Origin of the sequence: Arthrobacter crusticola (genome assembly GCF_004357995.1) — a bacterium.
GTDB classification, from domain to species: domain Bacteria; phylum Actinomycetota; class Actinomycetes; order Actinomycetales; family Micrococcaceae; genus Arthrobacter_D; species Arthrobacter_D crusticola.
On the sequence record NZ_SMTK01000001.1, the window covers coordinates 388,526 to 413,880 of the forward strand.

At 69.5% G+C, this 25,355-nt stretch carries 21 protein-coding genes; 8 read left to right on the forward strand and 13 right to left on the reverse strand.

The genetic code is table 11. The features are described 5' to 3' along the window. Nucleotides 1-29: 29 nt before the first annotated feature. Nucleotides 30-1,244 carry a methionine adenosyltransferase gene (gene metK / locus E2F48_RS01820; protein WP_133402295.1) on the forward strand — a complete coding sequence of 405 codons (1,215 nt, stop codon included), beginning with the start codon at nucleotides 30-32 and terminating at the stop codon, nucleotides 1,242-1,244. 19 nt (nucleotides 1,245-1,263) lie between these two features. Beyond that, the gene (locus E2F48_RS01825) at nucleotides 1,264-3,372 is read left to right on the forward strand and encodes a primosomal protein N' (protein WP_133402296.1); all 2,109 of its coding nucleotides are present in this window, start codon (nucleotides 1,264-1,266) and stop codon (nucleotides 3,370-3,372) included. A 33-nt stretch (nucleotides 3,373-3,405) separates the two neighbouring features. Here the strand turns inward: E2F48_RS01825 and E2F48_RS01830 are convergent, their stop codons facing one another. The 3 genes from E2F48_RS01830 to E2F48_RS01840 all read right to left on the reverse strand — a co-directional run bounded on the left by E2F48_RS01830 (nucleotide 3,406) and on the right by E2F48_RS01840 (nucleotide 5,405). Next, on the reverse strand, nucleotides 3,406-3,849 hold the full coding sequence (locus E2F48_RS01830) for an aminoacyl-tRNA deacylase (protein ID WP_133402297.1): 444 nt from the start codon (nucleotides 3,847-3,849) through the stop codon (nucleotides 3,406-3,408). A gap of 114 nt (nucleotides 3,850-3,963) precedes the next feature. Further along, nucleotides 3,964-4,860 (reverse strand): phytanoyl-CoA dioxygenase family protein, encoded by an 897-nt coding sequence (locus E2F48_RS01835; protein WP_221411596.1) that lies wholly within the window; start codon nucleotides 4,858-4,860, stop codon nucleotides 3,964-3,966. Between the two features lie 20 nt (nucleotides 4,861-4,880). Beyond that, on the reverse strand, nucleotides 4,881-5,405 hold the full coding sequence (locus E2F48_RS01840) for a GNAT family N-acetyltransferase (protein WP_133402298.1): 525 nt from the start codon (nucleotides 5,403-5,405) through the stop codon (nucleotides 4,881-4,883). 385 nt (nucleotides 5,406-5,790) lie between these two features. Between E2F48_RS01840 and E2F48_RS01845 the strand changes: the two genes are divergently transcribed. Beyond that, a complete protein-coding gene (locus tag E2F48_RS01845) occupies nucleotides 5,791-7,650 on the forward strand; it encodes a S8 family serine peptidase (RefSeq protein WP_246018473.1) in 1,860 nt (619 codons plus the stop codon). A 365-nt stretch (nucleotides 7,651-8,015) separates the two neighbouring features. Here E2F48_RS01845 and E2F48_RS01850 read toward each other — a convergent pair whose 3' ends face one another. The 6 genes from E2F48_RS01850 to E2F48_RS01875 are packed head-to-tail and all read right to left on the reverse strand — an operon-like array spanning nucleotide 8,016 to nucleotide 14,428. Further along, nucleotides 8,016-8,828 carry an HpcH/HpaI aldolase family protein gene (locus tag E2F48_RS01850; protein WP_133402299.1) on the reverse strand — a complete coding sequence of 271 codons (813 nt, stop codon included), beginning with the start codon at nucleotides 8,826-8,828 and terminating at the stop codon, nucleotides 8,016-8,018. Continuing rightward, entirely contained in the window at nucleotides 8,813-9,598 is a 786-nt protein-coding gene (hpaH, locus tag E2F48_RS01855) for a 2-oxo-hept-4-ene-1,7-dioate hydratase (protein WP_133402300.1), read from the reverse strand. The genes E2F48_RS01850 and hpaH overlap by 16 nt, the downstream gene beginning before the upstream one ends. Nucleotides 9,599-9,652: 54 nt before the next feature. After that, nucleotides 9,653-10,729, reverse strand: coding sequence for a 3,4-dihydroxyphenylacetate 2,3-dioxygenase (gene hpaD, locus E2F48_RS01860; RefSeq protein ID WP_133402301.1), 1,077 nt, complete (start codon nucleotides 10,727-10,729; stop codon nucleotides 9,653-9,655). 51 nt (nucleotides 10,730-10,780) lie between these two features. Then, the gene (hpaE, locus tag E2F48_RS01865; protein WP_133402302.1) at nucleotides 10,781-12,322 is read right to left on the reverse strand and encodes a 5-carboxymethyl-2-hydroxymuconate semialdehyde dehydrogenase; all 1,542 of its coding nucleotides are present in this window, start codon (nucleotides 12,320-12,322) and stop codon (nucleotides 10,781-10,783) included. Between the two features lie 8 nt (nucleotides 12,323-12,330). Beyond that, a complete protein-coding gene (locus E2F48_RS01870) occupies nucleotides 12,331-13,032 on the reverse strand; it encodes a GntR family transcriptional regulator (RefSeq protein WP_185149769.1) in 702 nt (233 codons plus the stop codon). After that, entirely contained in the window at nucleotides 13,004-14,428 is a 1,425-nt protein-coding gene (locus E2F48_RS01875; protein ID WP_425455738.1) for a fumarylacetoacetate hydrolase family protein, read from the reverse strand. The genes E2F48_RS01870 and E2F48_RS01875 overlap by 29 nt, the downstream gene beginning before the upstream one ends. 302 nt (nucleotides 14,429-14,730) lie before the next feature. On the opposite strand from E2F48_RS01875, the gene E2F48_RS01880 reads away from it, so the two are divergent. The 4 genes from E2F48_RS01880 (at nucleotide 14,731) to E2F48_RS01895 (ending at nucleotide 19,422) form a co-directional block, all read left to right on the forward strand. After that, nucleotides 14,731-16,632: an FAD-binding monooxygenase gene (locus E2F48_RS01880; protein WP_133402305.1), complete on the forward strand. Its 1,902-nt coding sequence runs from the start codon at nucleotides 14,731-14,733 to the stop codon at nucleotides 16,630-16,632. Between the two features lie 5 nt (nucleotides 16,633-16,637). Next, entirely contained in the window at nucleotides 16,638-17,384 is a 747-nt protein-coding gene (locus tag E2F48_RS01885; protein WP_133402683.1) for an IclR family transcriptional regulator, read from the forward strand. 207 nt (nucleotides 17,385-17,591) lie between these two features. Further along, nucleotides 17,592-18,224 (forward strand): CG0192-related protein, encoded by a 633-nt coding sequence (locus E2F48_RS01890; RefSeq protein WP_133402306.1) that lies wholly within the window; start codon nucleotides 17,592-17,594, stop codon nucleotides 18,222-18,224. A 355-nt stretch (nucleotides 18,225-18,579) separates the two neighbouring features. After that, nucleotides 18,580-19,422 (forward strand): hypothetical protein, encoded by an 843-nt coding sequence (locus E2F48_RS01895; RefSeq protein ID WP_133402307.1) that lies wholly within the window; start codon nucleotides 18,580-18,582, stop codon nucleotides 19,420-19,422. Nucleotides 19,423-19,496: 74 nt separating this feature from the next. On the opposite strand, the gene E2F48_RS01900 is transcribed toward E2F48_RS01895, so the two are convergent. The 4 genes from E2F48_RS01900 to E2F48_RS01915 form a co-directional block, all read right to left on the reverse strand. Then, nucleotides 19,497-20,576 (reverse strand): glycosyltransferase family 4 protein, encoded by a 1,080-nt coding sequence (locus E2F48_RS01900; RefSeq protein ID WP_133402308.1) that lies wholly within the window; start codon nucleotides 20,574-20,576, stop codon nucleotides 19,497-19,499. Beyond that, a complete protein-coding gene (locus E2F48_RS01905) occupies nucleotides 20,573-21,442 on the reverse strand; it encodes an alpha/beta fold hydrolase (RefSeq protein WP_246018474.1) in 870 nt (289 codons plus the stop codon). The genes E2F48_RS01900 and E2F48_RS01905 overlap by 4 nt, the downstream gene beginning before the upstream one ends. Nucleotides 21,443-21,528: 86 nt before the next feature. After that, nucleotides 21,529-22,365, reverse strand: a complete 837-nt coding sequence (locus E2F48_RS01910; RefSeq protein WP_133402309.1) for an aldo/keto reductase — start codon at nucleotides 22,363-22,365, stop codon at nucleotides 21,529-21,531. Nucleotides 22,366-22,374: 9 nt separating this feature from the next. Further along, nucleotides 22,375-23,343: a sugar-binding transcriptional regulator gene (locus E2F48_RS01915; protein ID WP_133402685.1), complete on the reverse strand. Its 969-nt coding sequence runs from the start codon at nucleotides 23,341-23,343 to the stop codon at nucleotides 22,375-22,377. 219 nt (nucleotides 23,344-23,562) lie between these two features. Here E2F48_RS01915 and E2F48_RS01920 point away from each other — a divergent pair, with 219 nt between their 5' ends. Continuing rightward, entirely contained in the window at nucleotides 23,563-25,308 is a 1,746-nt protein-coding gene (locus E2F48_RS01920; RefSeq protein WP_133402310.1) for a glycerol-3-phosphate dehydrogenase/oxidase, read from the forward strand. Nucleotides 25,309-25,355 lie beyond the last annotated feature (47 nt).

Genomic DNA, 25,355 nt, shown 5'->3' on the forward strand with positions numbered 1-25,355 from the left:
TACGTACCCGAACCAAGTAGAGTGAGCACGTGAATCCTGCCAGCCCCAATCCCGCCGCGCTGCGGCTTTTCAGCTCCGAATCGGTCACCGAGGGCCATCCAGACAAGATCTGCGACCAGATCAGCGACGCCATCCTCGACGCCATGCTCCAGGCGGACCCCGACGCCCGGGTGGCCGTGGAAACCCTGGTCACCACCGGCCTGGTCCACGTCGCGGGCGAGGTCACCACCGAGGCGTACGTTGAAATCCCCGAGATCGTGCGCAACACCATCCTCGGAATCGGCTACGACTCCTCGGCCAACGGCTTTGACGGCGCCCGGTGCGGCGTCTCGGTCTCCATCGGCCAGCAGTCCCCGGAGATCGCCTCCGGAGTCTTCCACTCGCTCGAGGTGCGTGAAGGAAAAGGCCTCGACCCGTACGACGCCCAGGGCGCCGGCGACCAGGGCATCATGTTCGGCTACGCCAGCGACGAAACCCCCGTGCTCATGCCTGCGCCGATCTGGCTGGCGCACCGGCTCTCGGAGCAGCTCACGGCCGTGCGCAAGGACGGCACGCTTCCCTACCTGCGGCCCGACGGCAAGACCCAGGTCACCATCGGCTACGACGGCGACACCCCGGTCTCGGTCGACTCCGTGGTCATCTCCTCCCAGCACGCCGCCGAGGTCTCCCTCGACGAACTGCGCGCGGACCTCGTCACCCACGTCATCAACCCGGTCCTCGAGACCTCGGACCTCGACGCCTCCTCCGTGCGTCACATCCTCAACCCGGGCGGGGCCTTCGTTATCGGCGGTCCGGTCGGGGATGCCGGCCTGACCGGCCGGAAGATCATCGTCGACACCTACGGCGGAAGCGCCCGCCACGGAGGGGGAGCCTTCAGCGGCAAGGACCCCTCCAAGGTCGACCGCTCCGCCGCCTACGCCATGCGCTGGGTCGCCAAGAACGTCGTGGCCGCAGGACTGGCCCGCCGGGCCGAAATCCAGGTCGCCTACGCCATTGGCATGGCGCATCCGGTCGGGATCTACGTCGAGACCTTCGGCACCGAGACGGTCGACCCCCTGGCGATCGGCAGGGCGATCCGGGAGATCTTCGACCTGCGCCCGCTCGGCATCATCAACGCCCTCGACCTGAAGCGGCCGATCTACCAGAAGACCGCGGCCCACGGGCACTTCGGCCGCGAGGACGAGGGGTTCAACTGGGAGCTGACCGACCGCGTCGACAAGCTGCGGAGCTACTTCAACGCCTGATCGGCGGCATAATCTCCCTATGACCACCAGCACGGGCGCCGACGGCGGGCAGTTGTCACTGCTCCATGGCTTCGGCGCGCCGCGCCTGCCCTCGGGCAGCCCCGGCGCGGCGAAGACCAACCCGGTGGCGCAGGTGATCCTTGAATCCCCGCTGCCACACCTCGACCGGGTCTTCGACTACTACGTCCCGGAGGAACTCGACGGCGAGGCGGTGCCCGGCGCCCGCGTGAAGGTCCGCTTCGCCGGGCGGGAGCACACCGGGTACATCGCCGGCCGCATCCCGTCCTCGGAGGCCAAGGCCACCCTGCTTCCCCTGGCGAAGGTGGTCTCCTCCCACCCGGTCCTCACCCCCGCCGTCCTGGAGCTGGCCCGGGCCGTGGCCGCGCGCTTCGCCGGGACGGTCAGCGACGTCCTGCGGGCGGCGGTGCCTCCGCGGGCGGCGCGCGTCGAGAAGGAGTTCGACGGTGTGCCGGCCCCGGCCGCGGGACCGGTGCAGCTGCCCGCGGTGGTTCCCGCCCGCTCCGCCGGCTCGGGGAGCTACAGCCGGTACGTGCACGGTGAGGCGTTCCTGCTGCACCTTGCGGCCGGGGAGTCCCCGCGTGCGGTGCTCACAACGGTCGGTGGGTACGGGCCGCAGTCCTGGCCGGAGGAGCTCACCGACGCGGTGGCCGCGGTGGTCACCAGCGGCAGGGGCGCCGTCGTCGTCGTTCCCGACCAGCGCGACCTCGCCCGGGTGGAGGCGGCCCTGGTGCGCCGGCTGGGCGAGGAGGCCGTGGCCCGCATGACCGCGGAGGACGGCCCGACGCCGCGCTACCGAAGTTTCCTGCGCCTGCTGCACGGGCAGGCCCGGGTGGCCGTCGGCACCCGGTCGGCGGCCTATGCGCCGGTGCGGGACCTGGGACTGGTCGTGCTGTGGGATGACGGCGACGACCTTCACTTCGAGCAGCGCGCGCCCTACCAGCACGCCCGCGAGGTGCTGCTGCTGCGCGCCGAACAGGAGGGGACGGCGGCGTTGATCGCCTCGGTCTCCCGTAGCGCCGAGGCGCACCGCCTCGTTGAGACGGGTTGGGCGCGGTCCATCCACGCCGAGCGCTCCGAGATCCGCCGCCGGGTCCCGCGCGTCCAGCACGCCACCGACGCCTTCCAGCTCGAACGCGACCCCCTCGCCGCGCAGGCACGGATTCCCTCGGTGGCCTGGCGGGCGGCCCAGGACGGGCTCACCCGGGGCCCGGTGCTGCTTCAGGTGGCCCGCACCGGGTTCTCTCCGGCCACCGCCTGCGCCACCTGCCGGCAGCCGGCCCGCTGCCGCCACTGCACCGGTCCGTTGGCCCAGCAGAGCCGCGGCGGCATTCTGGGCTGCCGGTGGTGCGGGCGTCCGGACCCGAACTGGCACTGCCGCACCTGCGGGGGCACCGCGATCCGGGCCACCGTGGTCGGCGCCACCCGCACCGCCGAGGAGCTGGGTCGGGCCTTCCCCGGAACCGCCGTCGTCTCCTCCGCCGGCGAGCACATCGTCGACACCGTGCCGGACACCCCGGCGGTGGTCATCGCCACCCCCGGCGCCGAGCCAATCGCCGAGCGCGGCTACGCGGCGGTCATCCTGCTTGACGGCACGGCCATGCTCAGCAGGGAGTCGATGCGGGCCGGGGAGGACACCCTCCGGCGCTGGTTCTCGGCGGCCGCGCTGGCCCGGCCGGCGGGCGAGGGCGGCCTGGTGGTCGTTTCGGCCGATGACGACACGACCGTGGGGCAGCTCGTGCGCTGGGATCCGATGGGGGCGGCAGCCCGCGAGGTGGCGCTGCGCCAGGAACTCGGCCTTCCACCGGCGGTCCGCTACGCGGCCCTGACCGGAAGCCGGGAGGCACTGGCTGCCTTCATGGAGGGACTCGACCCTGACCTGTTCCTGCGCACCGTCGGACCGGTTCCGGCACCGCCGCCGCCGTGGCGGGCCGCCGAGCGGGACCCGGGCCACCTCGCCGGCGAGGGAGCGAGCCGGCTGCTTCTGTTCTTCAACTACCGTGGAGCCGCCCAGGCCGTCGGTGCGCTGCGCACCCGCCGCGCGGTGCTTTCGGCCCGCCGTACCACCGAGCCGGTGTCCATCCGCTGCGACGCCCTCGACCTGCTGTAGCACGGGCCGGTCCGGCGCCCATGGGCGCCCGCCTCAGGCCGAGATGTCGGCGACCGTGGCCTGCAGCCCTGCAATGAGCTGGTCGGCGTCCACCACGGCCCCGACACCGTGTTCGCCGCTGCCCATGCCGATCCGGCGGCCGGCGATCCGTTCGTCGGCGAACACGGGCCAGGCCCGAGTGCTGCCGAGCGGGGTGATGGTGCCGCGTTCGTACCCGGTCATGGCCAGCGCAACCGAGGCGTCGGGGAGCAGGAGCTTGTTGACGCCCACCACCGCCCGGAGCTTCGGCCAGGCGATCTGCCGCTCCAGGGGGACCAACGCGAAGAGGAAGGTGCCGTCGTGGCGTTTGACCAGCATCGATTTCACGAAGTCGGCCCGGTCGAGCCCGAGCTCGGCGGCGTGCGTGCGCTCAACGAATTCAATGGAAATGCCGCGCGCGGCCGCGTCGGCCTCCACCCGTTCCCGTCCCGTTCCCACCTGGCACCTTTCCTTCCGCGGCCCGGCGGGGCCCGCTGCCTGCGGATCCCGCCGGGATTTTGTCCGACAGACCGGCGGCGGGCCGCCGCCGGTTCGGCTCAGGCGCGCCGGCGCCTAGGCATCGCCCATCATCAGGCCCTCGATTGAGTGCTTCTGGGTGATCGGCGTCAGCTCGTCCACGATCGGGCAGCTCAGGTGGTTCCGGACACGCTCGGGGAGCGAGTCGTAGAACTTCCGGGTGACGGCCATATCGTGGTGCTCGGCGTTGCCCGCACCGGGGGCGTCCACTCCGAGCACCAGGACCGGCCGTGACTTCTGCGAGAAGTTCTGGGTCCCCCGGTGGATGGTCAGCGCCGAGCGGGCGGAGATGTCACCCATCTTCGGGTACTTGCGCTGGGCCAGCGCCTCGTAGCGGCCGTAGGCCGACTTCGGGGGGAACATTTCGTGATCGAACCCTTCCGGCAGATCCCACTGGGTGGTGGGGGCCACCTCGAAGGGCCCCATGTCCTCCTCGGTGTCCACTGCCGTGAGGTTGAAGGCCAGGGAGGTCAGGCGCCCGCCCACCCGGGTCTCCTCGGGCATGGGGAAGTCCCGGTGCCACGGCTGGTTGACCGCGCCGGCCCCGGGAATGTCGAAGCCGAGCTCGACGAACTGGTAATCCGGGCCGAGCACGGACCCGCAGACCATCCGCACCCAGGGGTGGTCGACAAGCTCAAGCCACCCGCTCATCTGTTCAGGGTGGATTTCCACGTAGTGGCGGTTCGGCCCACGGCCGACGGCGCCGCCCGGCCGGGAGAGGGCCTCCTTGAAGGCGACGTCGATGTCTTCGGCCATCCGCTGCGCCCACTCGCGGGAGAAGGCGCCCTTCCGGGCGATGATCCCGTCCGTGTAGAGCCCGGTCACGGCTGCCACAACTTCAGCATCGGCTCCGTCGGGGATCGGGAAGTCCAGCGGCTCAACGCTATTGGCAAGGTAAGTCATGAGGTCCTTTTCCATTGACTGCTTTGGCATGAAAGCCTCAATCTTATCCGTCAGGCGGGGGCAGCGAAGAGTTCGCAGGCGGTGTCGTAGTATCTCGTGGACACCCCGAGGTGCCGCATTCCGATCCTCTCGCACACCCGCTGCGAGCGCCGGTTTTGGAGATGGGTGACCGCGACGACCCGCTCCAGACCCTGCGCGAAGCCATGCTGCAGCACGGCGGACGCGGCCTCGGCTGCGTAGCCCCGGCCCCAGAAGTCCGGGTGGAAATGCCAGCCGATTTCGGTCTCCCCGGCCGGATCCGATACTCCGGCGGACAGCGGGATCGGCTTGAGCAGGAGCACCCCGGCCAGCCGCCGGGTTTCATCCACCTCCACCGCCCAGATCCCGTGCACCCCGTCGTCCCGGCGCCGCCAGGCCTCGAGCCGCTCGTGTGCCTCCGCCGGGTCCACCATGAGGTGCGGGCTTCGGCCGATGAAGCGCTGGACCTCAATCCGCGAGTAGAGGTCGAGGACGAAGCCGGCGTCCTCCTCCGTCCAGTTCCGCAGTGCCAGGCGGTCCGTGGAGTAGGTGCGCATTCCTCAAGTCTGCCACGCCCGATACGGGCGGGCGGCGGAAGATCCGCCCACCGGCAGGCCCGTCGGCCGGCCTGACGTCCAGCCCGGATCCGGCATCCAAAAAATAGTAGACAGAGTTGTTCGCCGCTCCGTAGCCTTCTGTGGGTCAGTTGTGAAGAATGAGCAATGTGTCACCAATTGAGACACAGCGGCAGAGCCACCGGAGCATGGTCCGGAACAGGGTGGCACTGCAACCCGGTCGCCCCGCACCGGTTCCGGACCCGCATCCCACCCGACCGACGCCGGGCAGCGCCCCTCGGACGGCTGGCCCGGCAGCGGACCGGGACAACAGCACCCCCTCACCCCGCGCAGCCCGCTGCGCCTACCGGTACCCGATGGAGACCCCTTGCGCATCCTTGCCCCACTTCGTTCCGTGCTGACCGCTGCCCTGGTGGTCCCGGTCCTGCTGTCAACGACCGCGTCGGCCCAGGCCCTGCCCGGGGTCCCCGCGCCGGCCGCCCCGGCCGGCACCACCCACGCCGAGCGGGACGGCGCCCAGGCCCGGTACCTTGTCCAGTTTGTCCCCGGTGCCGACGTCGCCGCGCAGGCGCGGGAGCTGCGCTCGCGTGGGATCGGCGTCGGACGCACCTTCTCGGCCGCGGTGCGGGCCGCCGTCGTGACCGCAACCCCGGGCCAGGCCGCCGCTCTCGAACGGAAGGCCGGGGTCGCCGCGGTGGAGGTCGACGCACCGGTTGGCATCTCCGGAACGCAGTACTCCGCGCCGTGGGGCCTCGACCGGATCGACCAGCGGGCCCTTCCGCTGTCCGGAACCTATTCGACTCCCACAACCGGCGCGGGCGTGAGCGCCTATGTGATCGATACCGGCGTGCTGGGCTCGCACACCGACTTCGGCACCCGCGTCGCACCCGGGTGGAGCGCCGTGCCGGACGGGCCGGGCGCCGGGGACTGCAACGGACACGGGACCCACGTCGCCGGGACCGTCGCCGGGGCCACCTATGGTGTCGCCAAGGCCGCAACCATTGTCCCGGTGCGGGTGCTTGACTGTGCCGGGTCCGGTTACACCTCCGACGTGGTGGCGGGACTTGACTGGGTCGCGGCCCACCATCCGGCAGGCGCCGCAGCGGTGGCCAACCTCAGCCTCGGCGGAGGGACCAGCACGACCGTCGATGCGGCGCTGCAGGGAGTCATCAATGACGGTGTGACGGCGGTCGTGGCCGCAGGGAATTCCGCGGTGGATGCCTGCGGCGCGTCCCCGGCGCGGGTCCCGGCTGCCCTGACCATCGCCGCCAGTGACCGTACGGACGCCCAGGCCTACTTCTCCAATTACGGCACCTGCGTCGACTTGTACGCACCGGGAGTGGCCATCACCTCCGCCTCGCACTCCTCGACGACCGGCTCCGCCTCGCTCTCCGGGACCTCGATGGCGGCTCCGCATGCCGCCGGCGCCGCGGCCGTGCTCCTTTCGCAGAATCCCGCACTCACGCCCGCCCAGGTATCGGCCTCACTGACCGGCGGTTCGACTCCCGGCGTCATCACCGGCGCCACCGCCGGCACGCCCAACCGGCTGCTGTACGCGGCGCCGGGCACCGCGGCCCCCGATGCCGCCGCGCCCACCGTCACCGGCCGCACCCCCGGAACCAACGCCCTCAGCGTTGCCGGCTCGGGCAATGTGACGGCCACCTTCAGCGAGGCCGTCCAGGGCGCGGGCACCTCGACGTTCGTACTCAAGGATGCGGGAGGCGCCGTTCTTCCCGCGGCGGTGACCTACAACTCCACCACCCGCACCGCTGTGCTCGATCCTGCGTCGCCCCTGGCGGCCGACCGGAGGTACACCGCCACCCTTCTTGGCGGTCCCTCGGCCATTCGGGATGCGGCCGGTAATCCGCTGGCGACGACGGGGTGGTCTTTCACCACCGGACCGGCTCCCACCGTCACCGGGCGCACCCCCGCCATCAACGCGGTGGGAGTCAGCCGAAGCGCCAACGTCGCGTCAACCTTCAGCGAGCCGGTCCAGGGCGCAGGGACCACCACCTTCCGACTGACGAACACGGCGACCGGCGCGGCGGTGTCGGCGGCCGTCGCACGGAACGGCACCACGAACCAGTGGATCCTCAATCCCGGGGCGACTCTCGCGGCGAACACGCGGTACACCGTCACGCTCACCGGTGGCACCACGGGCATCCGGGACCTGGCGGGCAACCCGTCGGCCGGCTCGAGCTGGACCTTTACCACCGGCTCCTACTAACCGGGACAGCGACCGGCCCGCCGGGGGGCGGGCCGGTCGATCCCTGCGAAGCCCCGGTCGGCACCTAGACTCTCGAGGCGCGCCGTTACAGCGGGGGCGGAAACACCCGGGCGTGGATTCGGGGAGTGGTCGATGGGGGAGCCGGCGGTGTTGGTGTTTTCATGGATCGAACGGGGCACACTCCGGGGCAGGTTCTGCGTCCCTCGGGTTGTTCGTGCCACGAGCGGGCGGCGCCCTTGAGGGGATCGCTTTGGTGGTCCCGGGGGTTAGGTATTCTGGGACTGCGGTGGGAGTCCTTCTGATCCTTGGCTGCCACCGCCGTCCAGCTGGCTGAACGCGCCCGGCAGGAGTGACTGCTGACGGCTTCAGTAGCCAGCCGGGGCGCCGCCCGTGGAGCCGCCCGCGGTGTACTCGGCGGCCAGGGCCTCGGATCCGCGGGCCAAGAGGGCGACGTCGGCCCCGACCAGGATAAAGGAGGCCCCTGCCTCGAGGTAGCCGCGCGCCGCGTCGGGCCGGAAGGCGTTGACGCCGGCAGGAGTGCCCGCGGCGCGGGCGGCGCGAAGGCACCTTTCGACGGCATCGCGCACGTCGGGGTGTTCCTGTTCTCCGAGGAGGCCCATCGATGCGGCGAGGTCCGACGGGCCGAGGAAGATCGAGTCGACCCCGTCCACGGCGAGGATGTCCTCGACGGCGTCGACCGCGGCCGTTGACTCGATCTGGACGGTGACGCTGATGGTTTCGCCCGCACGCGCCAGGTAGTCGGGGATCCGGTTCCAACGGGCGGCCCGGGCCAGGGCCGAACCCACCCCGCGCACCCCGTGCGGCGGGTAACGGGTCGCGGCCACGGCCGCCGCGGCCTCGGCGGCTGTGTTCACCATCGGCACGAGCAGGTTCTGCACGCCGAGATCCAGGTACTGCTTGATGAGCACCGTGTCGTTGGCCGGCGGGCGGACCAGGGTGGTGACGGGGTACCCGTTGACGGCCTGAAGCTGGGCGAGGATGGATTCGAGGCCGTTGGGGCTGTGTTCGGCGTCCACCAGCAGCCAGTCGAGGCCGGAGCCGGCGCAGATCTCGGCCACCAGGGGGCTGCCGGAGCAGACCCACATTCCGGCCAGTGGGCGGTCCGCGGCGGCCAGCGCTTCCCGGAAGGTGGCGTCGGGGGCTAGTCGAAACGGCATGTGATGCTCCCCAGGGGTCCGTAGTCGGCGTGGATTGTGTCTCCGGGATCCACCCAGAGCGGCCGGGTGAAGGAGCCGGCGAGGATGGTATCGCCGGCCCTCATGCCCTCGCCATGGGCGGCGATCTTGTTGGCGAGCCAGTGCACCCCGGCGGCGGGATGGTTCAGGACCCCGGCGGCCACTCCCGTCTCCTCGACGGTCTGGTTCTTGTAGAGGATGGCGGCCACCCAGCGCAGGTCGACCGCGTCCGGACGCACCGGATTGCCGCCGAGCACCATGGCGCCCATCGCGGCGTTGTCGGCGATGGTGTCGACGATGGTGCGTCCCTCCATTTCGATCCGCGAATCGAGGATCTCCAGGGCAGGCACGACGTAGTCGGTGGCGTTCAGGACGTCGATCATCGTGCAGCCCGGTCCGGCGAGGTCGGTCTTGAGCACGAAAGCGAGCTCCACCTCGACCCGGGGACGGGTGTACCGGTTCCACTGCACCGAGCACCCGGATTCGAAAACCATGTCATCGAAGATCGCGCCGTAGTCGGGCTCGGTGATGCCCGTGGCCGCCTGCATCGCCCTCGACGTGAGGCCGATTTTCCGGCCCACGAGCCGGCGGCCGGCGTCCTCGCTGCGCTGCCGCCACAGGCGCTGGACGGCGTAGGAATCCTCGACGGTCATGGCGGGGTAGCGGGCGGTGAGCAGGGGAACCGGGGTGCGGGAGCGTCCGGCCTCCAGCAGTTCGTCGGCGATCGATTCAATGGCGGCGGGATTCAGCATACGGTGCTCCGTTCAGCAGCAGGAAGGGGAAGCGCCCGCGGGCGGGCGTCGGGGTCAGAGCTGGGCGCCGACCTTGAATCCCTTATCCTCCCCGCCGGGCTGGCGGGTGTAGGAAAAGCCGTCGGCGCCCACCGTGACGGCCATCTCGGAGGCGTCGGTGCGCGCGATGACGGGCTGGGGGTTGCCGTCGAGGTCGAGCACGAGGGAGGCCTCGGTGTACCAGCTGGGGACGACAGGGTTGCCCCACCAGTCGCGGCGCTGGTTGTCGTGGACGTCCCAGGTCACCGTGGGGTTGTCGGGGTCGCCCGTGTAGTAGTCCTGGGTGTAGATCTCGATCCGGTGCCCGTCCGGGTCCAGGATGTACAGGTAGAACGCGTTGGAGACCCCGTGCCGGCCGGGCCCGCGTTCGATCCGGTCGCTGATCCGCAGGGCGCCCATCTTGTCGCAGATCTGGATGATGTTGTGCTTCTCGTGGGTGGCGAAGGCAACGTGGTGCATGCGCGGGCCGTCGCCGCCGGTCAGGGCGGTGTCGTGGACCGTCTGCTTACGGTGCAGCCAGGCGGCGTAGGTGACGCCGTTGGAGTCCTGGATGTCTTCGGAGACGCGGAAGCCAAGGTCTTCAAGGTACTTCCGGCCGCGGGGGACGTCGGGGGTGACCTGGTTGAAGTGGTCGAGGCGGACGAGCTCACCGGCGGAGTAGAGGTCGTACCGCTGGGTCAGGCGTTCGACGTGCTCGGTCTCGTAGAAGAATTCGTACGGAAAGCCCAGAGGGTCCTCGACGCGGACGGAGTCGCCGATGCCCTTGGTGAACCCTTCGGTCCGGCGCTCGGTGCGGCAGCCAAGCTCCTTGTAGTAGGCCTCCGCGGCGTCCACCTCGGCAGGGGACTTCACGCGGTAGGCGAAGGCGGCGACGGCCGCCACCGGCCCCTGCCGCAGGACGAGGTTGTGGTGGATGAACTCCTCGAGGGAGCGCAGGTAGATGGTGCTCTCGTCCTCCTCGGTGACGTGGAGGCCGAGGACGCCGACGTAGAACTCCCGGGACCGCGCGAGGTCGGTGACAACGATCTCCATGTAGGCGCAGCGGACAATGTCGGGCGCCGGGAGGGTGGGGGTGGGGACGAAGTCGGTCATTGAGGTTCTCTCTTCTTCGAGCAGGTGAGGGAGGTGCGGAAGGTTCCGGGTTCAGCCTTCGTTGGCTGCGGAGGCCTCGATGTTTCCGAATTTTGGGGTGTGGACGGTGCCGAGGCTGATGTGGACCGCCTGCTGGTCGGTGTAGAAGTCGATGGAGCGGTAGCCGCCCTCGTGGCCCAGCCCGGAGGCCTTCACCCCGCCGAAGGGGGTGCGCAGGTCGCGCACGTTGTGGCTGTTGAGCCACACCATGCCGGCCTCGACGTTCTGGGAGAAGGTATGCGCCCGGGTGAGGTCCTGTGTCCAGATGTAGGCGGCGAGCCCGTACCGGGTGTTGTTCGCGAGCTCCAGGGCCTCGGCGTCGGTGTCGAAGGGGGTGATCGCGACCACCGGGCCGAAGATCTCCTCCTGGAAGATCCGTGCCTCGGGGGACACGTCGGCGAAGACTGTGGGGGCGATGTAGTTGCCCTCCGGCAGGTGCTCGGGGCGCCCGCCGCCGGCCAGCAGCCGGCCCTCGGTCTTGCCGACCTCCACGTAGGAGGCGACCTTCTCGAAGTGCACGGGGTGGACCAGGGCGCCGACCTCGGTCTTCGGGTCGTGTGGATCGCCTACGACGATGTTCCTTGCGCGGGCGGCGAACTTCCCGCAGAACTCTTCGTAGACCGGGCGTTCGACGAGGATGCGCGACCCTGCCGTGCAGCGCTCGCCGTTGAGTGAAAAGACGCCGAAGAGCGCCGAGTCGATGGCGGCATCGAGGTCGGCGTCGGCGAAGACGACGCAGGGGCTCTTGCCGCCGAGTTCCATGGACAGGCCCTTGAGGTTGGCGGCTGCGTTGCGGAAGATCGTCTGCCCGGTCGTGGTCTCACCGGTGAAGGAGATCAGCGGAACGTCCGGGTGTTTCACGAGCGCGTCCCCGGCCTCCTCGCCGAGGCCGTTGACGAGGTTGAACACCCCGTCGGGCAGCCCTGCGTCCCGAAAGATCTGCGCCCAGAGTGAGGCCGAGAGCGGCGTGAACTCGGCCGGTTTGAGGACGACCGTGTTCCCGGTGGCCAGGGCCGGTGCGAGCTTCCAGGATTCGAGCATGAAGGGGGTGTTCCAGGGGGTGATGAGGCCGGCTACGCCGATCGGTTTCCGGTTCACGTAGTTGAGCTGGGAACCGGGAACCTTCATGGCGTCGTCGAACTGTGCCACGACGAGGTCGGCGAAGAATCGGAAGTTCTCCGCTGCGCGCAGTGCCTGTCCCTTGGCCTGGGTGATCGGCAGCCCGGTGTCGAAGGTTTCGAGTTCGGCGAGGCGCGCTTCCTGCGCCTCGACCGCGTCGGCGATCCGGTTGAGGACCCGGGCGCGTTCGCGGGGCTTCATCGTCGGCCACGGGCCGTCGAGGAAGGCCTTCCGGGCGGCGGTGACGGCCCGGTCGACGTCCTCCTGCTGGCCAGCGGCCGCGGTGGCGTAGGTGCTGTTGGACACCGGGTCCAGAACGTCGAAGGTCTGCCCGCCGAGCGAGTCGACGAACTCACCGCCGATGTAGTGCTGGATATGCGAGGGCAGCCCTTCCGGGACGTGCCGGCCGAGTGCTGTGCTGCTGGAGGTCGTCATTGGGGTTCCTAACTGGAATCGGCGGCAGAGGACTGCGCGAGGTAGGCGTCAAGGGTGGCACTGCGGTGGAGGCGGGCGGCCTTCTCGATGGCGTCGGCACCGGCTTGCGACTCGATGAGCCTCAGCAGCGCTTCGTGCTCATCGACGGACTCGGTGGCGCGGCCGGGAACGAAGCGGAAGGTCGAGGAGCGCAGGGAGGCCAGCCGGTTCCAGCCGCGGTGCACCAGGTCGAGGATGTGCGGGTTGGGGCAGCGTTCGAAGAGGACGCTGTGGAACTCCTGGTTGAGCCGGGTAAAGCGTACCGGGTCGAAGTCCTTCAGGCAGGTGCGCATCTCCTCGTTCACGCCCCGGGCCCGGGTGATGTCAGCGGCCCCGAGCAGGGGTGAAGACAAGGCGGTGGCCGCGCCCTCGACGATGCTGAGGGTCTGCATCGTGTAGAGGTACTCGGTGGGGTCGATTCCCGCCACGGTGGCACCAATATTGCGCTCGAAGGTCACCAGGCCTTCGGCCTCGAGCCGGCGGATCGCTTCGCGGATCGGCACAACGCTCACCCCCAGGTCCCCGGCGATCCGCGCGAGCACCAGCCGGTGTCCCGGGGAGTAGGTGCCCTCGACGATGCGGGCCTTGATGAGCGCGTAGGCCTGCTCTGACTTGCTGCCGGCGGGCGCCGCAGGAACGGTTTCAGCCACGCTCGGCCGCCCACTGGTCATACCGGGCGCGCCAGGCGGCGTTCAGGGGGTAGAGCCCGTCGACGCTGTGGCCCTGTTCGACCATTTCGGCGATGAACGCCTCCTCGCGCTCCTGGGCGATTGAATCGTCGGCCAGTTCCCCGGCGAGCGCCGGGGGGATCACCAGGATGCCGTCAGCGTCCGCGACGATGATGTCGCCGGGCTGGACCGTGGCGCCGCCGCAGGCGATGGTGATGTCGGTGTCCCACGGGATGTGCCGGCGGCCGAGGACGGCGGGATGGGGATTCGCGTAGTAGGTAGGCATGTCCAGGGCGGCCACGGCGGAGACATCCCGGACCCCGCCGTCGGTGATGATCGCCGCGGCGCCCCGGACCTGAGCGCGGAGGGCCAGGATGTCGCCGACGGTGCCCGTTCCCTTTTCCCCGCGCGCCTCCATCACCAGGACCTCGCCCTCGTTGACGGAGTCGATGGCCCGCTTCTGCGCGTTGTAGCCTCCGCCATGGCCCGCGAAGAGATCCTCCCGGTTGGGCACGTACCGCAGGGTGCGGGCCAGCCCCACAATCCGCCGCCGGGGGCGGGTGGAGGTGAGACCGTCGATGCTGACATTGTTGAGGCCGCGCCTGCGGAGCTGTGAGGACAGGGTAGCCGTGGAGACGCTTTCGAGGGCTGCCTTCAACGCCGGGGTGAGGACCGGTTCCGGTGCCGGCAGGCCGGCGGCTTCGCGGGAGCCATATGCTTCCTCCCGCTGGAGGTCATCGGCTCGGGGGAGAGCACCGAAGTCCGCGAAGGAAACCGATCCCTGCTCGACGCGGGTGAGCAGCCGTCCGGAGGTCGGCCCGGTGCTCCCGTCCGCCGTCCGGGCGTCTGAGACTTCGACCTCGACGACGTCGCCGGGCGCGGCGACCGAGGCCCCCGCGGGGGTGCCGGTGAGGATGATGTCGCCCGGCTCGAGGGTCAACAGCTGGGACAGGTCGGCGATGAGCCGCGCGAAGGGAAAGAGCAGGTCCGCGGTGGTGTCGTCCTGGACCAGGGCACCGTTGTGCCAGGTGCGGATGCGCAGGGAGGCCGGATCGACCGAGTCCGCAGGAATGAGGCCGGGGCCGATTGGGGTGAACCCGTCGCCTCCCTTGGAGCGCAGGTTGGAGCCCTTGTCCGCGTACCGCAGGTCGTAGACGCCCAGGTCGTTGCTGGCGGTGACCCAGCCGACATGGTTCCAGGCGGCGTCGATGCCGACGCGGCGTGCCGGGCTCCCGATGATCAGCGCGATCTCGCCCTCGAAACCGAGGAGGTCACAGCCGGCCGGGCGTTCTACCGGGGATCCGCTGAGCGCCAGGGAGGACGGCGGCTTCAGGAAGTAGGAAGGCTGCTCCGGCCTGCGTCCCCGCTGGGCGGCCCGGCTCGGATAGTTCAGGTGCACGGCAATGACCTTGCGGGCCGCGGCCAGGGTGGATTCGGTGGCCAGTTCCAGGGGGCGCTCCTCAGGGAAGTACGAAATCGTATACGAAGCGTAGGAGGAGTCGAAGGGCGCGTCAAGGGGTGCGTCTGTTCCCGTCCCTCAGAATCGGCAGGGTCAAGGCCCGGGGCCGGCGTCCGGACCCCGGGCGTGCCGGTAGAACCGGGCCCTTGTCCGCCCACCGGCCCGGCAGTAGCATCAGCCGTACGATAGTCGAACGAGGCGTTCGATAATCGGACATTCACCACAACGAAGTGAGGAAGCCCGTGCAGTTCCACCACCACGGATACGTCTCGGGGGACCCCCGCATCCAGCCCGCGGCCGGCACCGGCATCGACCGCCCCGAAGAACTTCCCGATCAGGTCGACGTGCTGATTGTGGGCTCCGGCCCCGCCGGCATGATCACCGCCGCCCAACTGTCCCAGTTTCCCGGCATCACCACCCGGATCGTGGAGCGGCGGGACGCCCGGCTCGCCATCGGCCAGGCCGACGGCATCCAGGCACGCAGCGTCGAGACCTTCCAGGCCTTCGGCTTCGCCCAGCGGATCACCGAGGAGGCGTACCGCATCGTCGAGATGGCGTTCTGGAAGCCGGACCCCGCCGACCCGGCTCGCATCATCCGCACCGCCCGGCCCGAAGACGACCCGACGGTGATCAGCGAGTTCCCCCACCTCATCGTCAATCAGGCGCGCGTGCTCGACTACTTCGCGGAGTTCATGAGGAACTCGCCGACTCGAATGACCCCGGACTACGGCTTCGAGTTCGAAGACCTTGAGGTGACGGGCGACGGGGAGTACCCGGTGAAGGTGACGCTGACGCACACCGCGGGGGAGCTGGCGGGCACTCCACGGACCGTGCGGGCGAAGTACGTGGTCGGCGCAGACGGTGCCCGCAGCCGGGTGCGCCGGGCCATCGGCTGCACACTGGCCGGCGACCAGGCCCGGCATGCCTGGGGTGTCATGGACGCGCTCGCGGTCACCGACTTCCCCGACATCCGCCTCAAGTGCGCGATCCAGTCGGGTGGGGGCGGCAGCATCCTGCTTATTCCGCGAGAGGGCGGGCATCTGTTCCGCATGTACGTCGATCTGGGCGAGGTCCCGCCGGACGACAACGGCGCCGTGCGCCGGACCACCCTCGAGCAGATCATCGCCAAGGCCAACACGATCCTCAGCCCCTACACGCTCGATGTCCGCCACGTCGCGTGGCACAGCGTGTACGAAGTGGGCCACCGTCTCAGCGACCGGTTCGACGACGTCCTCCCCGACGAGGTGGGACTCCGCACGCCGCGGGTCTTCATCACCGGGGACGCATGCCACACACACAGCGCCAAGGCCGGCCAGGGCATGAACGTATCGATGCAGGACGGATTCAATCTCGGCTGGAAGCTCGGGCACGTGCTGGAGGGGCGCAGCCCCGAGGCCCTGCTGTCGACCTATTCCGCGGAGCGTCAGGTCGTGGCGAAGAATCTCATCGAGTTCGACAAGGAGTGGTCGACGCTCATGGCCAAGAAACCGGAGGAGTTTGAGGACCCGTCCGAGCTTGAGGACTTCTATGTGCGCACCGGCGAATTCCCAATGGGCTTCATGACCCAATACTCGCCGTCTCTCCTGGTCGCCGAACCCGTCCACCAGCACATCGCTTCCGGATTTCCGATCGGCAAGCGGTTCAAATCCGCGCCCGTCGTGCGGGTGTGCGACGGCGTTCCCCTGCACCTCGGCCACCAGGCGACCGCTGACGGCCGCTGGCGGATCTACGTCTTCGCCGACACGGCCGCGCCCGGGGCCGAATCCGGCGTGGCGGCGCTCGCCGACTGGATGGCCAATGCGGCGGAGTCCCCGCTCGCGGCCACCCCGCAGGGCCTCGACCCCGACGCGTGGTTCGACGTCGTGGTCATCCACCAGCAGAAGCACACCCGGATCGACATCGGGGACGTGCCGGGCGTCTTTCGGCCCCCGGTGGGGCCGTTCCGGCTCACCAACTACGAAAAGGTCTACGCGACGGACCCGGCAGCGGACATCTTCGACCTGCGGGGCATCGACCGGGCCGGTGCGGTCGTCGTCGTCCGCCCGGACCAGTACGTGGCGAACGTTCTACCGTTGGCGGCCACCGCGGAGCTGGCCGCGTTCTTCGCACCCCAGCTCCTGGCCCGCCCGGTCGGGAGCGCGTGAGCCGGATGGTCATCCGGGAGCCGGCGGTGTCCCCGGGCGTTACCGCCCCGAAGGCCGCGGCGTCGTCCACCTCCCAGACCCTCGCGCGCGGCATTCGGGTTCTCGAAGTGCTTGCCGATTCCACCTCCGGCATGACCGTTGCCGAGATCGCCGGCTGCCTGGGGGTCCACCGCTCCATTGCCTACCGGATTCTGCGCACCCTCGAGGACCACTCCCTTGTGTTCCGGGACGACGGTGGACGGTTCCGGTCCGGGCCGGGGCTGGCGGCCTTGGCCAGGGGGGTGGCGCGGAAGCTGCAGAGCGCGGCCCTGCCCGAGCTGACGGCCCTGTCGGCCTCCCTGCAGATGAGCGCCTTCATCGCCGTGTGGGACCGCCGCCAGTGCGTCACCCTGGTGGCCGTCGAACCGCCCCACGGCGAAGGAGCACTCGTGCAGCGGCCGGGCACCCGGCATTCCTTCACTGCGGGTGCACCGGGCATCGCGATCCAGTCGGCTCTGACCGAGGAGCAGTGGGAGGAACTGGCGCCCGGGGAGCCCTACCGGAAGGAGTCCCGGACGGCGGCGCGTACCGGCTTCGCCTACAGCCGGGACGAAGTGATTCCCGGCGTCAGCTCGATCGGGGCCCCGATCCGCGTCCAGGGGCAGCTTCCCGCCGCCCTCGCGGTTGTCTACCTGAGCAGCGAGGTGCCGGCTGAGCAGATCGGCGTCCGCGTCTCGGCTGCCGCGGCCGCCATCGAGAGCATTCTGAGGTAACCGACGTGCCGCCGGGCCCTGCGGGTCCGACCCGGACATCGAGGGAGGAACGCGGCAGTGGATCGACGCCGGGGAGATATCCGCGGGAACGCAGCCCGGCTTTGCCTTCCCGAAAGCAGGAATACCGCATAGGGAAAGTCGGTTTTCCATGGAAACCGGCCGGCTGGAGTCCTGTATTTCTCCTCGGATTTCCCTAGGCTAACGAATATGGCCATCCTTCACAGAGCAACGCTGCGCCCGACCAAATTGGAACTCCTCGCCGACTGGCTGCCCGCCCAGCCCTGGTGGAGGAACAACAGTGTCACCGACCTGCAGAAGGTCGCCTCGTTCCGGTTCGACGACCCGGACGGCGAGGTCGGCGTGGAAACCCTCCTCATCACCACCGGCCGGGAGGTGGTTCAGGTTCCCCTGACCTACCGCTCGTCACCCCTCGCCGGAGCGGAGTCAGGCTTCGTCGGTGCCATGGACCATTCGGTCCTGGGGCAGCGGTGGGTCTACGACGCCTGCGTCGACCCGGTCTACAGCGCAGTGGTGTCGGCGGCGCTGCTCGGCGGCCCCGGCCAAGCGGATGAGTTCGTCGACGCCGACGGCCGCCTTGAGCCGTCCCCGCTGTCCGCCAGCGTCACCGTACTCCGCGGCCTGCCCGTGGCGGATTCCGGCGCCCCCGACGTCGGCGGAGCAGGGATGAAAACCCATGTCCCCGGACGGGAATTCGACCTCATCCTGTTCCGGGTGCCCGACCTCTCCGGGCGCATGCAGGGACCAAACGCGCTGCTGGGCACCTGGCCCGGCCAGGAACCGCCCGTGCAGTTCCTTGCCGGCACTCCCCGCACGGGCTGATCCCGGGCGCGGCCCGGTCCATGCCCTCCTGCGGGATGCCCGGGGGAATGGATCTGCTCAATTCCTCGGCCGGGAAAAGGACGGGAAACAGGCGCCGTTACGGGTGGGACTGGACGCAATTGCTATATTGGCGGGCCTTCTGTACTTTTGGACGCACAGCGGTCTTCCGGGTGAAACTCAGACGATTCCCAGTTCTCTTTGAGTCCTTGCGCATCAAGACCGGTGGCCACTCTTTCGATCGGCGTCGGCGGGCTTTGCAACGCCCGTTTTTGGCGGCGCCGAATGGAGGGTGCCGCACGCTGGCACCGCGGGGTCGGCCCGCGGGGCATTTCCGGCTTCAGGAGAAAAAACAGTGATGACTTCAAGGAAATGGGCCGCAGCGGGCTCCGCGGCCGCCGTCTTGACCGGAGGGCTTTTCTTCGGCGCACCGGCGGCCACGGCCGCGCCGGGCGACGCCGGATGCCTAACGGCTGCGGGCGTCTTCAACTCGGCGCTGGCCGGGGCGGGAATCACCGCGGGGTCGGTGGCGCGGCTCGAAGCGGCTTCCGCTGCCATCGCGCAGGCAGAGGGGGCCTATTCCGCACTGGTCGAGGTCGCTGCGGCGGAAGCCGGGCCGGCCCTGGAAGCCGGTTTCCTCGAAGTCGACGCCGCCGTGCTGGCTCTTGAGGACGCGGAGGTGAAGCTGGCAGCGGCCGTGAAGTCCGCGGACCCCCAGGCGATCCTCGACGCTGAGGCCGCCGTCACTGTCGCCAAGGATCGCTTGGGTCTGGCCGAACAGGCCATTCCCGGCCTCGAGGCGGCCTTTGCGGCCTCAATCGATACTCCGGAGATCGCAGCGGCCCAGGTGGTCCTCGACCAGGCGTTCGCCGAGTTCGAGGTGGCCCTTACCGGGATCGACATCAGCGAGGCGACCATGACGACGCTCCTTGCTCACTTCAAGGCTTTCCTCGCCGCCTGTGAGGGTCAGACCGGCCTGCCGCCCGTCGTGGTCCCCCAACCGGTCCTTGCTCCGGCGGCTCCACCCGCCGCTGCGCCCGCTCCCGTCAGGACCAACGTCGGGTTGAACATCCAGACCGCCGCGGTCTCGACCCCCGAAGACAACGCAGGCACTGCCCTGCTGGCGGGCCTGCTCGCCGCGGGCATCGTCGTGCCGGCGGCTGCGGCCCTGCGGATCCGCAGCCTGAAGCGCAACAGCTAGCCTCAGCGCCGTCCCGGTGCCCGTGCTGGCACCGGGATGGCCTGGGCATTGCAGCTCCGCAGATGCCCGGCGTTTCAGCGGCTTCGGTGCTCCTTGATCGCCGCCTCGGCCGCGCCGATCAGCTGTCGAGCCGAGCGGTCCCAGGTGTAGGTGGCGGCCTGGGCCAGTCCGTCCGCCGAGGCCCGTGCCCACCGCCCGGCGGAGCCCAAGGAGCGGACGGCGTCGGTGAGGGCCGCAGGGTCGTCCGGGTCGACCAGGAGTGCCGCCCCGCCGCCCACCTCCCGAAAGATTGGGATGTCGCTGGCGATCACCGGGGTTCCCGCCGCCATCGCCTCGATCACCGGCAGCCCGTAGCCCTCGGCCTTGGACAGCGTAATCAGCGCCGTTGCGGTGGCCAGAAGCCGGTCGTACTCTTCATCGCTGACGCCATTGTGAAAAACGACCGTCGCGCCGGCCGGGACCAGTGCCTCAAGTTCGGCCCGGCGTTCGCTGGTGATCCTGCTGAGCAGGTGCAGCGTGTACTCCCCGAGCCCGGCCATTCCCGCGAGGATCGTTTCGACGTTCTTGTAGGGCATGAACGAGCCCATGTAGAGGAGGGATTTCTCCGGCTCGACCGCGGGATCGCGGACGACGGCGGCCTCCTGCGGGGCGTTTCCGACAATGTGGACGGGCCGCCGGGTCAGGGCGTACTCCCGGATCAGCGAGGCGGTGGTCTCCGAGATGGTCGCCACGACGTCGGCGCGGTTCAGCAGCAGCCGCTGCGGCCAGTAGGCCAGGTGGTAAAGGCGCCACAGCGCCCGCACCGGCAGCGGAAGGAAGGGCGGGGGCGCGGGATTGGTGTAGTAGATCAGGTCGTGAAGGGTCAGGATCAGGGGGTACTTCCGGCCCCAGGTCCCCATGGTCTGCAGGGGACTGACGACAACGTCGGGGCGCAGGCGGTTCACCGTGCGGGCCACCAGGAGTTCGGCGGGGGAGAGCGGGCTGTTGGCCAGGACGTAGGGCACCTCGGGAAGCAGTGCCAGCTGCCGCGGATCGCTGATGAGCATCGTGACCTCGGCCAGCTTGGCGACCGCACCGATCAGGCTTGCCCCGTAGCGGCTGATCCCATCGTGGTGGTCGGTCCGCGTGAAGCGCGCATCGATGAGGATTTTCACTGCCGGCCCTCCGTCAGGAAGGCCGTAATCAGGGCCGCTGCTTCGAGTGGTTTTTCATAGTGGACGAGGTGTCCGGTGCCGGCAAGAACCTCCAGCCGTGACCCCGGGATCATCGCCGCGAGGCGGCGCTGCCCTTCGAGGGACCCCAGGTCGTCAAGTTCGGCGGCGATCAGCAGGACCGGGCCCGTCAGGGCGGCGGCGCTGTCGCGCACCGTGGCGCCGATCGAGGCCCGAAAGGCCTCGAGGACCACCCTGCGCTCCGCGAAGGCGCTGAAGTAGCGGGCGTGCTGGTCGTGGATGTACGCGCGCAGCGCCCGGTCCCGGGTCTTGGCCATGAAGATGCTCATGACGCGCACGATCAGTGGGTTGGTCAGGAGTGCCAGGCCCGGCCGTTCGGGCAGGCGGGCACCGGCGGCGTAATACAGTTCCGCTGCCCGGGACGCCAGGCGGCTCGATCCCTCGAGGGCGGGTTCGCAGATGGGGTTAACCAGGATCAGGGCGGCGGTGCGGCCCGGGTTGTCCGCGGCGAACCGTGCCGCGATGACCGAACCGAAGGAGTGCCCAAGCAGGACCGTTGAGGGCCCGAGTCCCAGCGCCTCCAGGCTGTGGCGGACGAACCGAACGTAGGCGGAAACGTCGTGGGGACCGGCCAGTGCGTCCGAGGCACCGAAGCCGGGCAGGTCGGGCACGATCACGCGGTAGCCGGGCAGTCCCTCGACGATCCGCAGCAGCCCGTGGTGGTCGCCCCGGAAGCCGTGAACCAGGAACATCACCGGTGCCGCCTCATCCTCGGCGGCGGCCGGCCGGCCGGCGGGCCCGAGCGGTGCGAAGTCCCAGTACCGCTGGAGCTTTCCCTCCCAGGGCACTGTCCGTACCTGTGCGGTCCGCGGGGCAGCCGCCGCGGCCGGTTCGGCCGCGGCGGGCCCGGTCCCGGCATCAGGTCCGCGGCGCCTCACGAGTTCACCCGGTCGGGGTGGGAGCCGAACCGGTGGCCCCGCTCCAACCCGTCGAGGGCCGCCCGGCGGTCCGGGGTGAGGATGAAATCGAAGAGGTCGAGGTTGCCCTGAATCCGCTCGGCGCTGCTCGCCTTGGGGATGACGAGGTTTCCGCCGTCGAGGTGCCAGCGCAGGATCACCTGGGCCGGCGTGCGGTCCAGGTCCGAAGCGATACCAGTGATGACCGGGTCGGTCAGCACGTGGCCCCGCCCCAGGGGACTCCATGCCTGGGTGGCAATGCCATGTTCCGCGTGGAAGGCCCGGAGCTCGCGCTGCTGCAGGTAGGGGTGCACCTCGATCTGGTTCAGCGCAGGCACCACCCCGGTTTCGTCGAGGAGCCGCTCGAGGTGGGGCCGCTGGAAGTTCGACACCCCAATGGCCCGCACCCTGCCGTCCCGGTAGAGCTGCTCAAGCGCCCGGTAGGTCTCGACGTACAGCCCGCGCTCGGGCAGGGGCCAGTGGATGAGGTAGAGATCGAGGTACTCGAGGCCGAGGAGTTCGAGGGAGGAGTCGAAGGCCCGGAGCGTCGAGTCGTACCCCTGGTCCCTGTTGAAGACCTTCGTGGTGACGAAGATGTCGCTGCGCGTCAGTCCGCCGGCCAACGCCCGGCGCACCGCTTCGCCCACCCCTGCCTCATTGCCGTACATGGCGGCGGTGTCGAGGGTGCGGTAGCCGGCTTCGAGCGCCAGCGTGCAGAGGTCGGCGGTGTCGGCGGGGGGCACCTTGTAGACGCCGTACCCCACGGCATCGATCTCTACGCCGTTGTTCAGGGGAACTTTGGGGGCTCGTTGCATGGAACGACTCTACCGATCGGCGCGGGACGTGCCGGCCAGCCGCGCTGGAGCGCCGGGCTGCTCGTCGGCGGCGAGCTGCACCAGCCGGCGGGCGGAGGCCTCATCGAGGATCAGGTCCGTGGCGAGGCCCGCGGCCAGTGCCCCCCGCAGGCCATTGATCTTCGTCTCCCCGGACACCACGCAGATCCGGCGCCGGACCTCCCGGAGGCGGTCGAGGTCGGGCCCGGTGCTGCGCTGGTTGAGCAGGATGTCGCGGTGGCTGCCGTCCTCCCGGAAGAACATCGTGGCCACATCGCCCACCACCTCGTCCTCGGCGAGCTGCGCGAGATCCTCGTCGTCGAGGTATCCGCCGCTGTAGACGTGGCTGGGGATGCCGGCGTCGATCGAGCCGACGCCGAAGACCGCCACCGTCATCCGGTGCTGGAGGTCAAGGATGCGCCGCACGCTGCGCTCGTTCCACATCGCCCGCTTGGTTTCGGCGTGGTCGAAGAAGGCGGGCACGGGAAACTGCTCAACGCGGGCGCCGTAGGCCTGGCCGAAGCGCCGCAAAATCTCACTGGCATAGGTGATGCCGGTGGTCTGGGTGTTTCCGGCGCCGTTGAGCTGCACGATCGTGCTGTCGTGGATGTCCTTGCGGGTCAGGTGGTGGCTGACCGCGCTGAGGGTGGAGCCCCAGGCGACGCCGATGATCGCGTTGGAGTCCATCAGCGGGCTGATGGTGCGCGCCGCCTGGATGGCCACGCGCTCCAGTGCCTCGGAGTCGCTCACGCTGTCCGCGACCGGTACCACGTGCGCCTCCACACCGAAACGGCGGCGGATCTGCTGCTCAAGGACGGGCGCGCGCTCGGTGGGGTTGTTGACCGAGATCTGCACCAGGCCGGTCTGGCGGGCCAGAGACAGCAGCCGGGAGACAGTGGAGCGGGAGGTCCGCAGTTCCCGGGCGATGGCGTCCATCGTCAGGTCCTGCAGGTAGTACATCTGGGCCGCACGGAGGGCGTCCCTGGACCGGTGGCCGGCGCCCTCTTTGTCGGTGGAGGTGCGGCGGCGTCGGGAGGAATCACGGGATGGCACGTGTCCATTCTCACCCCCTTTCTGCACGTTTGTGCAATCTGGTTGACTGCTATTCCCAAACTTCAAAGAATAGGTCGGGCAGTCCCCCATCAGCAGCAATCTTTACGGTTACGGAGTAGTGCCTTAATGAATACCGTCGACAGCAACAGTGCCACCGGCAATGTCAGCGAACCGCGGACCGAGGTGAAAAAACTCCAGGAGCGCCCCCGAGCCTCGGTGCTCATCATCGGCGGAGGGATCAACGGCGTCGGCACCTTCCGCGACCTCGCGCTGCAGGGCGTCGACGTCGCCCTGGTCGAGCGCGGCGATTACTCCCAGGGGGCCTCGGGCGCCTCCTCCCACATGATCCACGGCGGCATCCGGTACCTCGAAAACGGGGAGTTCAGGCTGGTGCGCGAATCCGTCGTTGAACGCAACCGCCTCCTGCGGGTCGCGCCCCACTATGTGAAGCCCCTGCAGACGACCATCCCCATCTTCAGCACCTTCTCGGGCATCCTCGCGGCCCCGATGCGCTTCCTCACCCACAAGCAGGGAAAGCCCACCGAGCGCGGCGCCTTCCTGATCAAGGTCGGACTGAGCCTCTATGACTCCTTCTCCCGCGACGGCGGCTCGGTACCCCGCCACAAATTCGTCGGCCGGAAGAAGTCGCTGGCGCTTATGCCGGACCTGCGCCCGGACGTGAAGTACACCGCCACCTACTTTGACGCATCCGTTCACAACCCCGAACGTCTCACCCTCGACGTCCTGCGCGACGGCCAGCTGGCCAACCCGACAGCCCGCGCCACGAACTACGTCAACGCCATCGGCGCCTCCGACGACGGCGTGCTGCTGCGCGATGAACTCACCGGCGCCACGTTCACCTTCGAGGCCGACGTCGTCATCAACGCCACCGGTGCGTGGGTCGACGGCACCAACGCGGCCCTCGGCGCGGGAAGCTCCTTCATGGGCGGCACCAAGGGATCCCACATCGTCCTCGACTCCAAGGCGCTCCTCGAGGCAACCAACGGCCGTGAGATCTTCTTCGAGCACACCGACGGCCGCATCGTGCTGATCTACCCCATGGGCGACCGCGTGCTGGTCGGAACCACCGACGTCGACGCCGACATGAGCGTGCCCGCGGTGACGACCGACGAGGAGATCGACTACTTCTTCGACCTGGTCCACCATGTCTTCCCCACCATTCAGGTCGGCCGGGAGGACATTGTGTACAGTTTTTCCGGCGTCCGGCCGCTGCCGCGCCACGACGACACCTCGCCCGGTTTCGTGTCCCGCGACTACCGCATCGAGAAGCGCGAAGAGCAGCGCGGCGGCCGCAAGGTGACCACGCTGAGCCTCGTAGGCGGCAAGTGGACGACGTTCAGGGCGCTTTCCGAGCACCTCGCCAATGACACCCTTGCGGTGCTGGGGGCTGCCCGGAAAACGTCCACGGCCAACCTCGCCATCGGCGGCGGCAAGGGCTTCCCGGCCGGTGAACAGGCGGAAAAACAGTGGATTGCCGCCGCGGTCCGGCCCGGGTACGACGAGGAACGCGTCGGGGTTCTGCTCACGCGCTACGGCGCGCGTGCCACCGACGTGCTCGAGTTTGTTGCGCAGGGACAAGATTCCGTGTTCAGTTCCACTAAGGAACTAAGTTCGCGGGAGGTGGAGTACATGGTGCGCAACGAGCAGGTCGGTCATCTGATCGACATTCTGATCCGCCGCACCTCGCTTGCCTTCCGCGGTCTGGTGACCGCCGAACTCCTGGCCGAACTGGCCGCGGTGCTCGCACCGCTGCTGGGCTGGGACAAGGAGGCCGCGGCCGCCGAGATCCGCCACGCCGAGGCAGTCCTTGCCGACGCGCACCGGGTCGAGGTTCGAAGCTTGATCGCCTAGCGGAAGGTCCGCGGGGGATCGGCCCCACCGCCCTTGGGCGGTGGGGC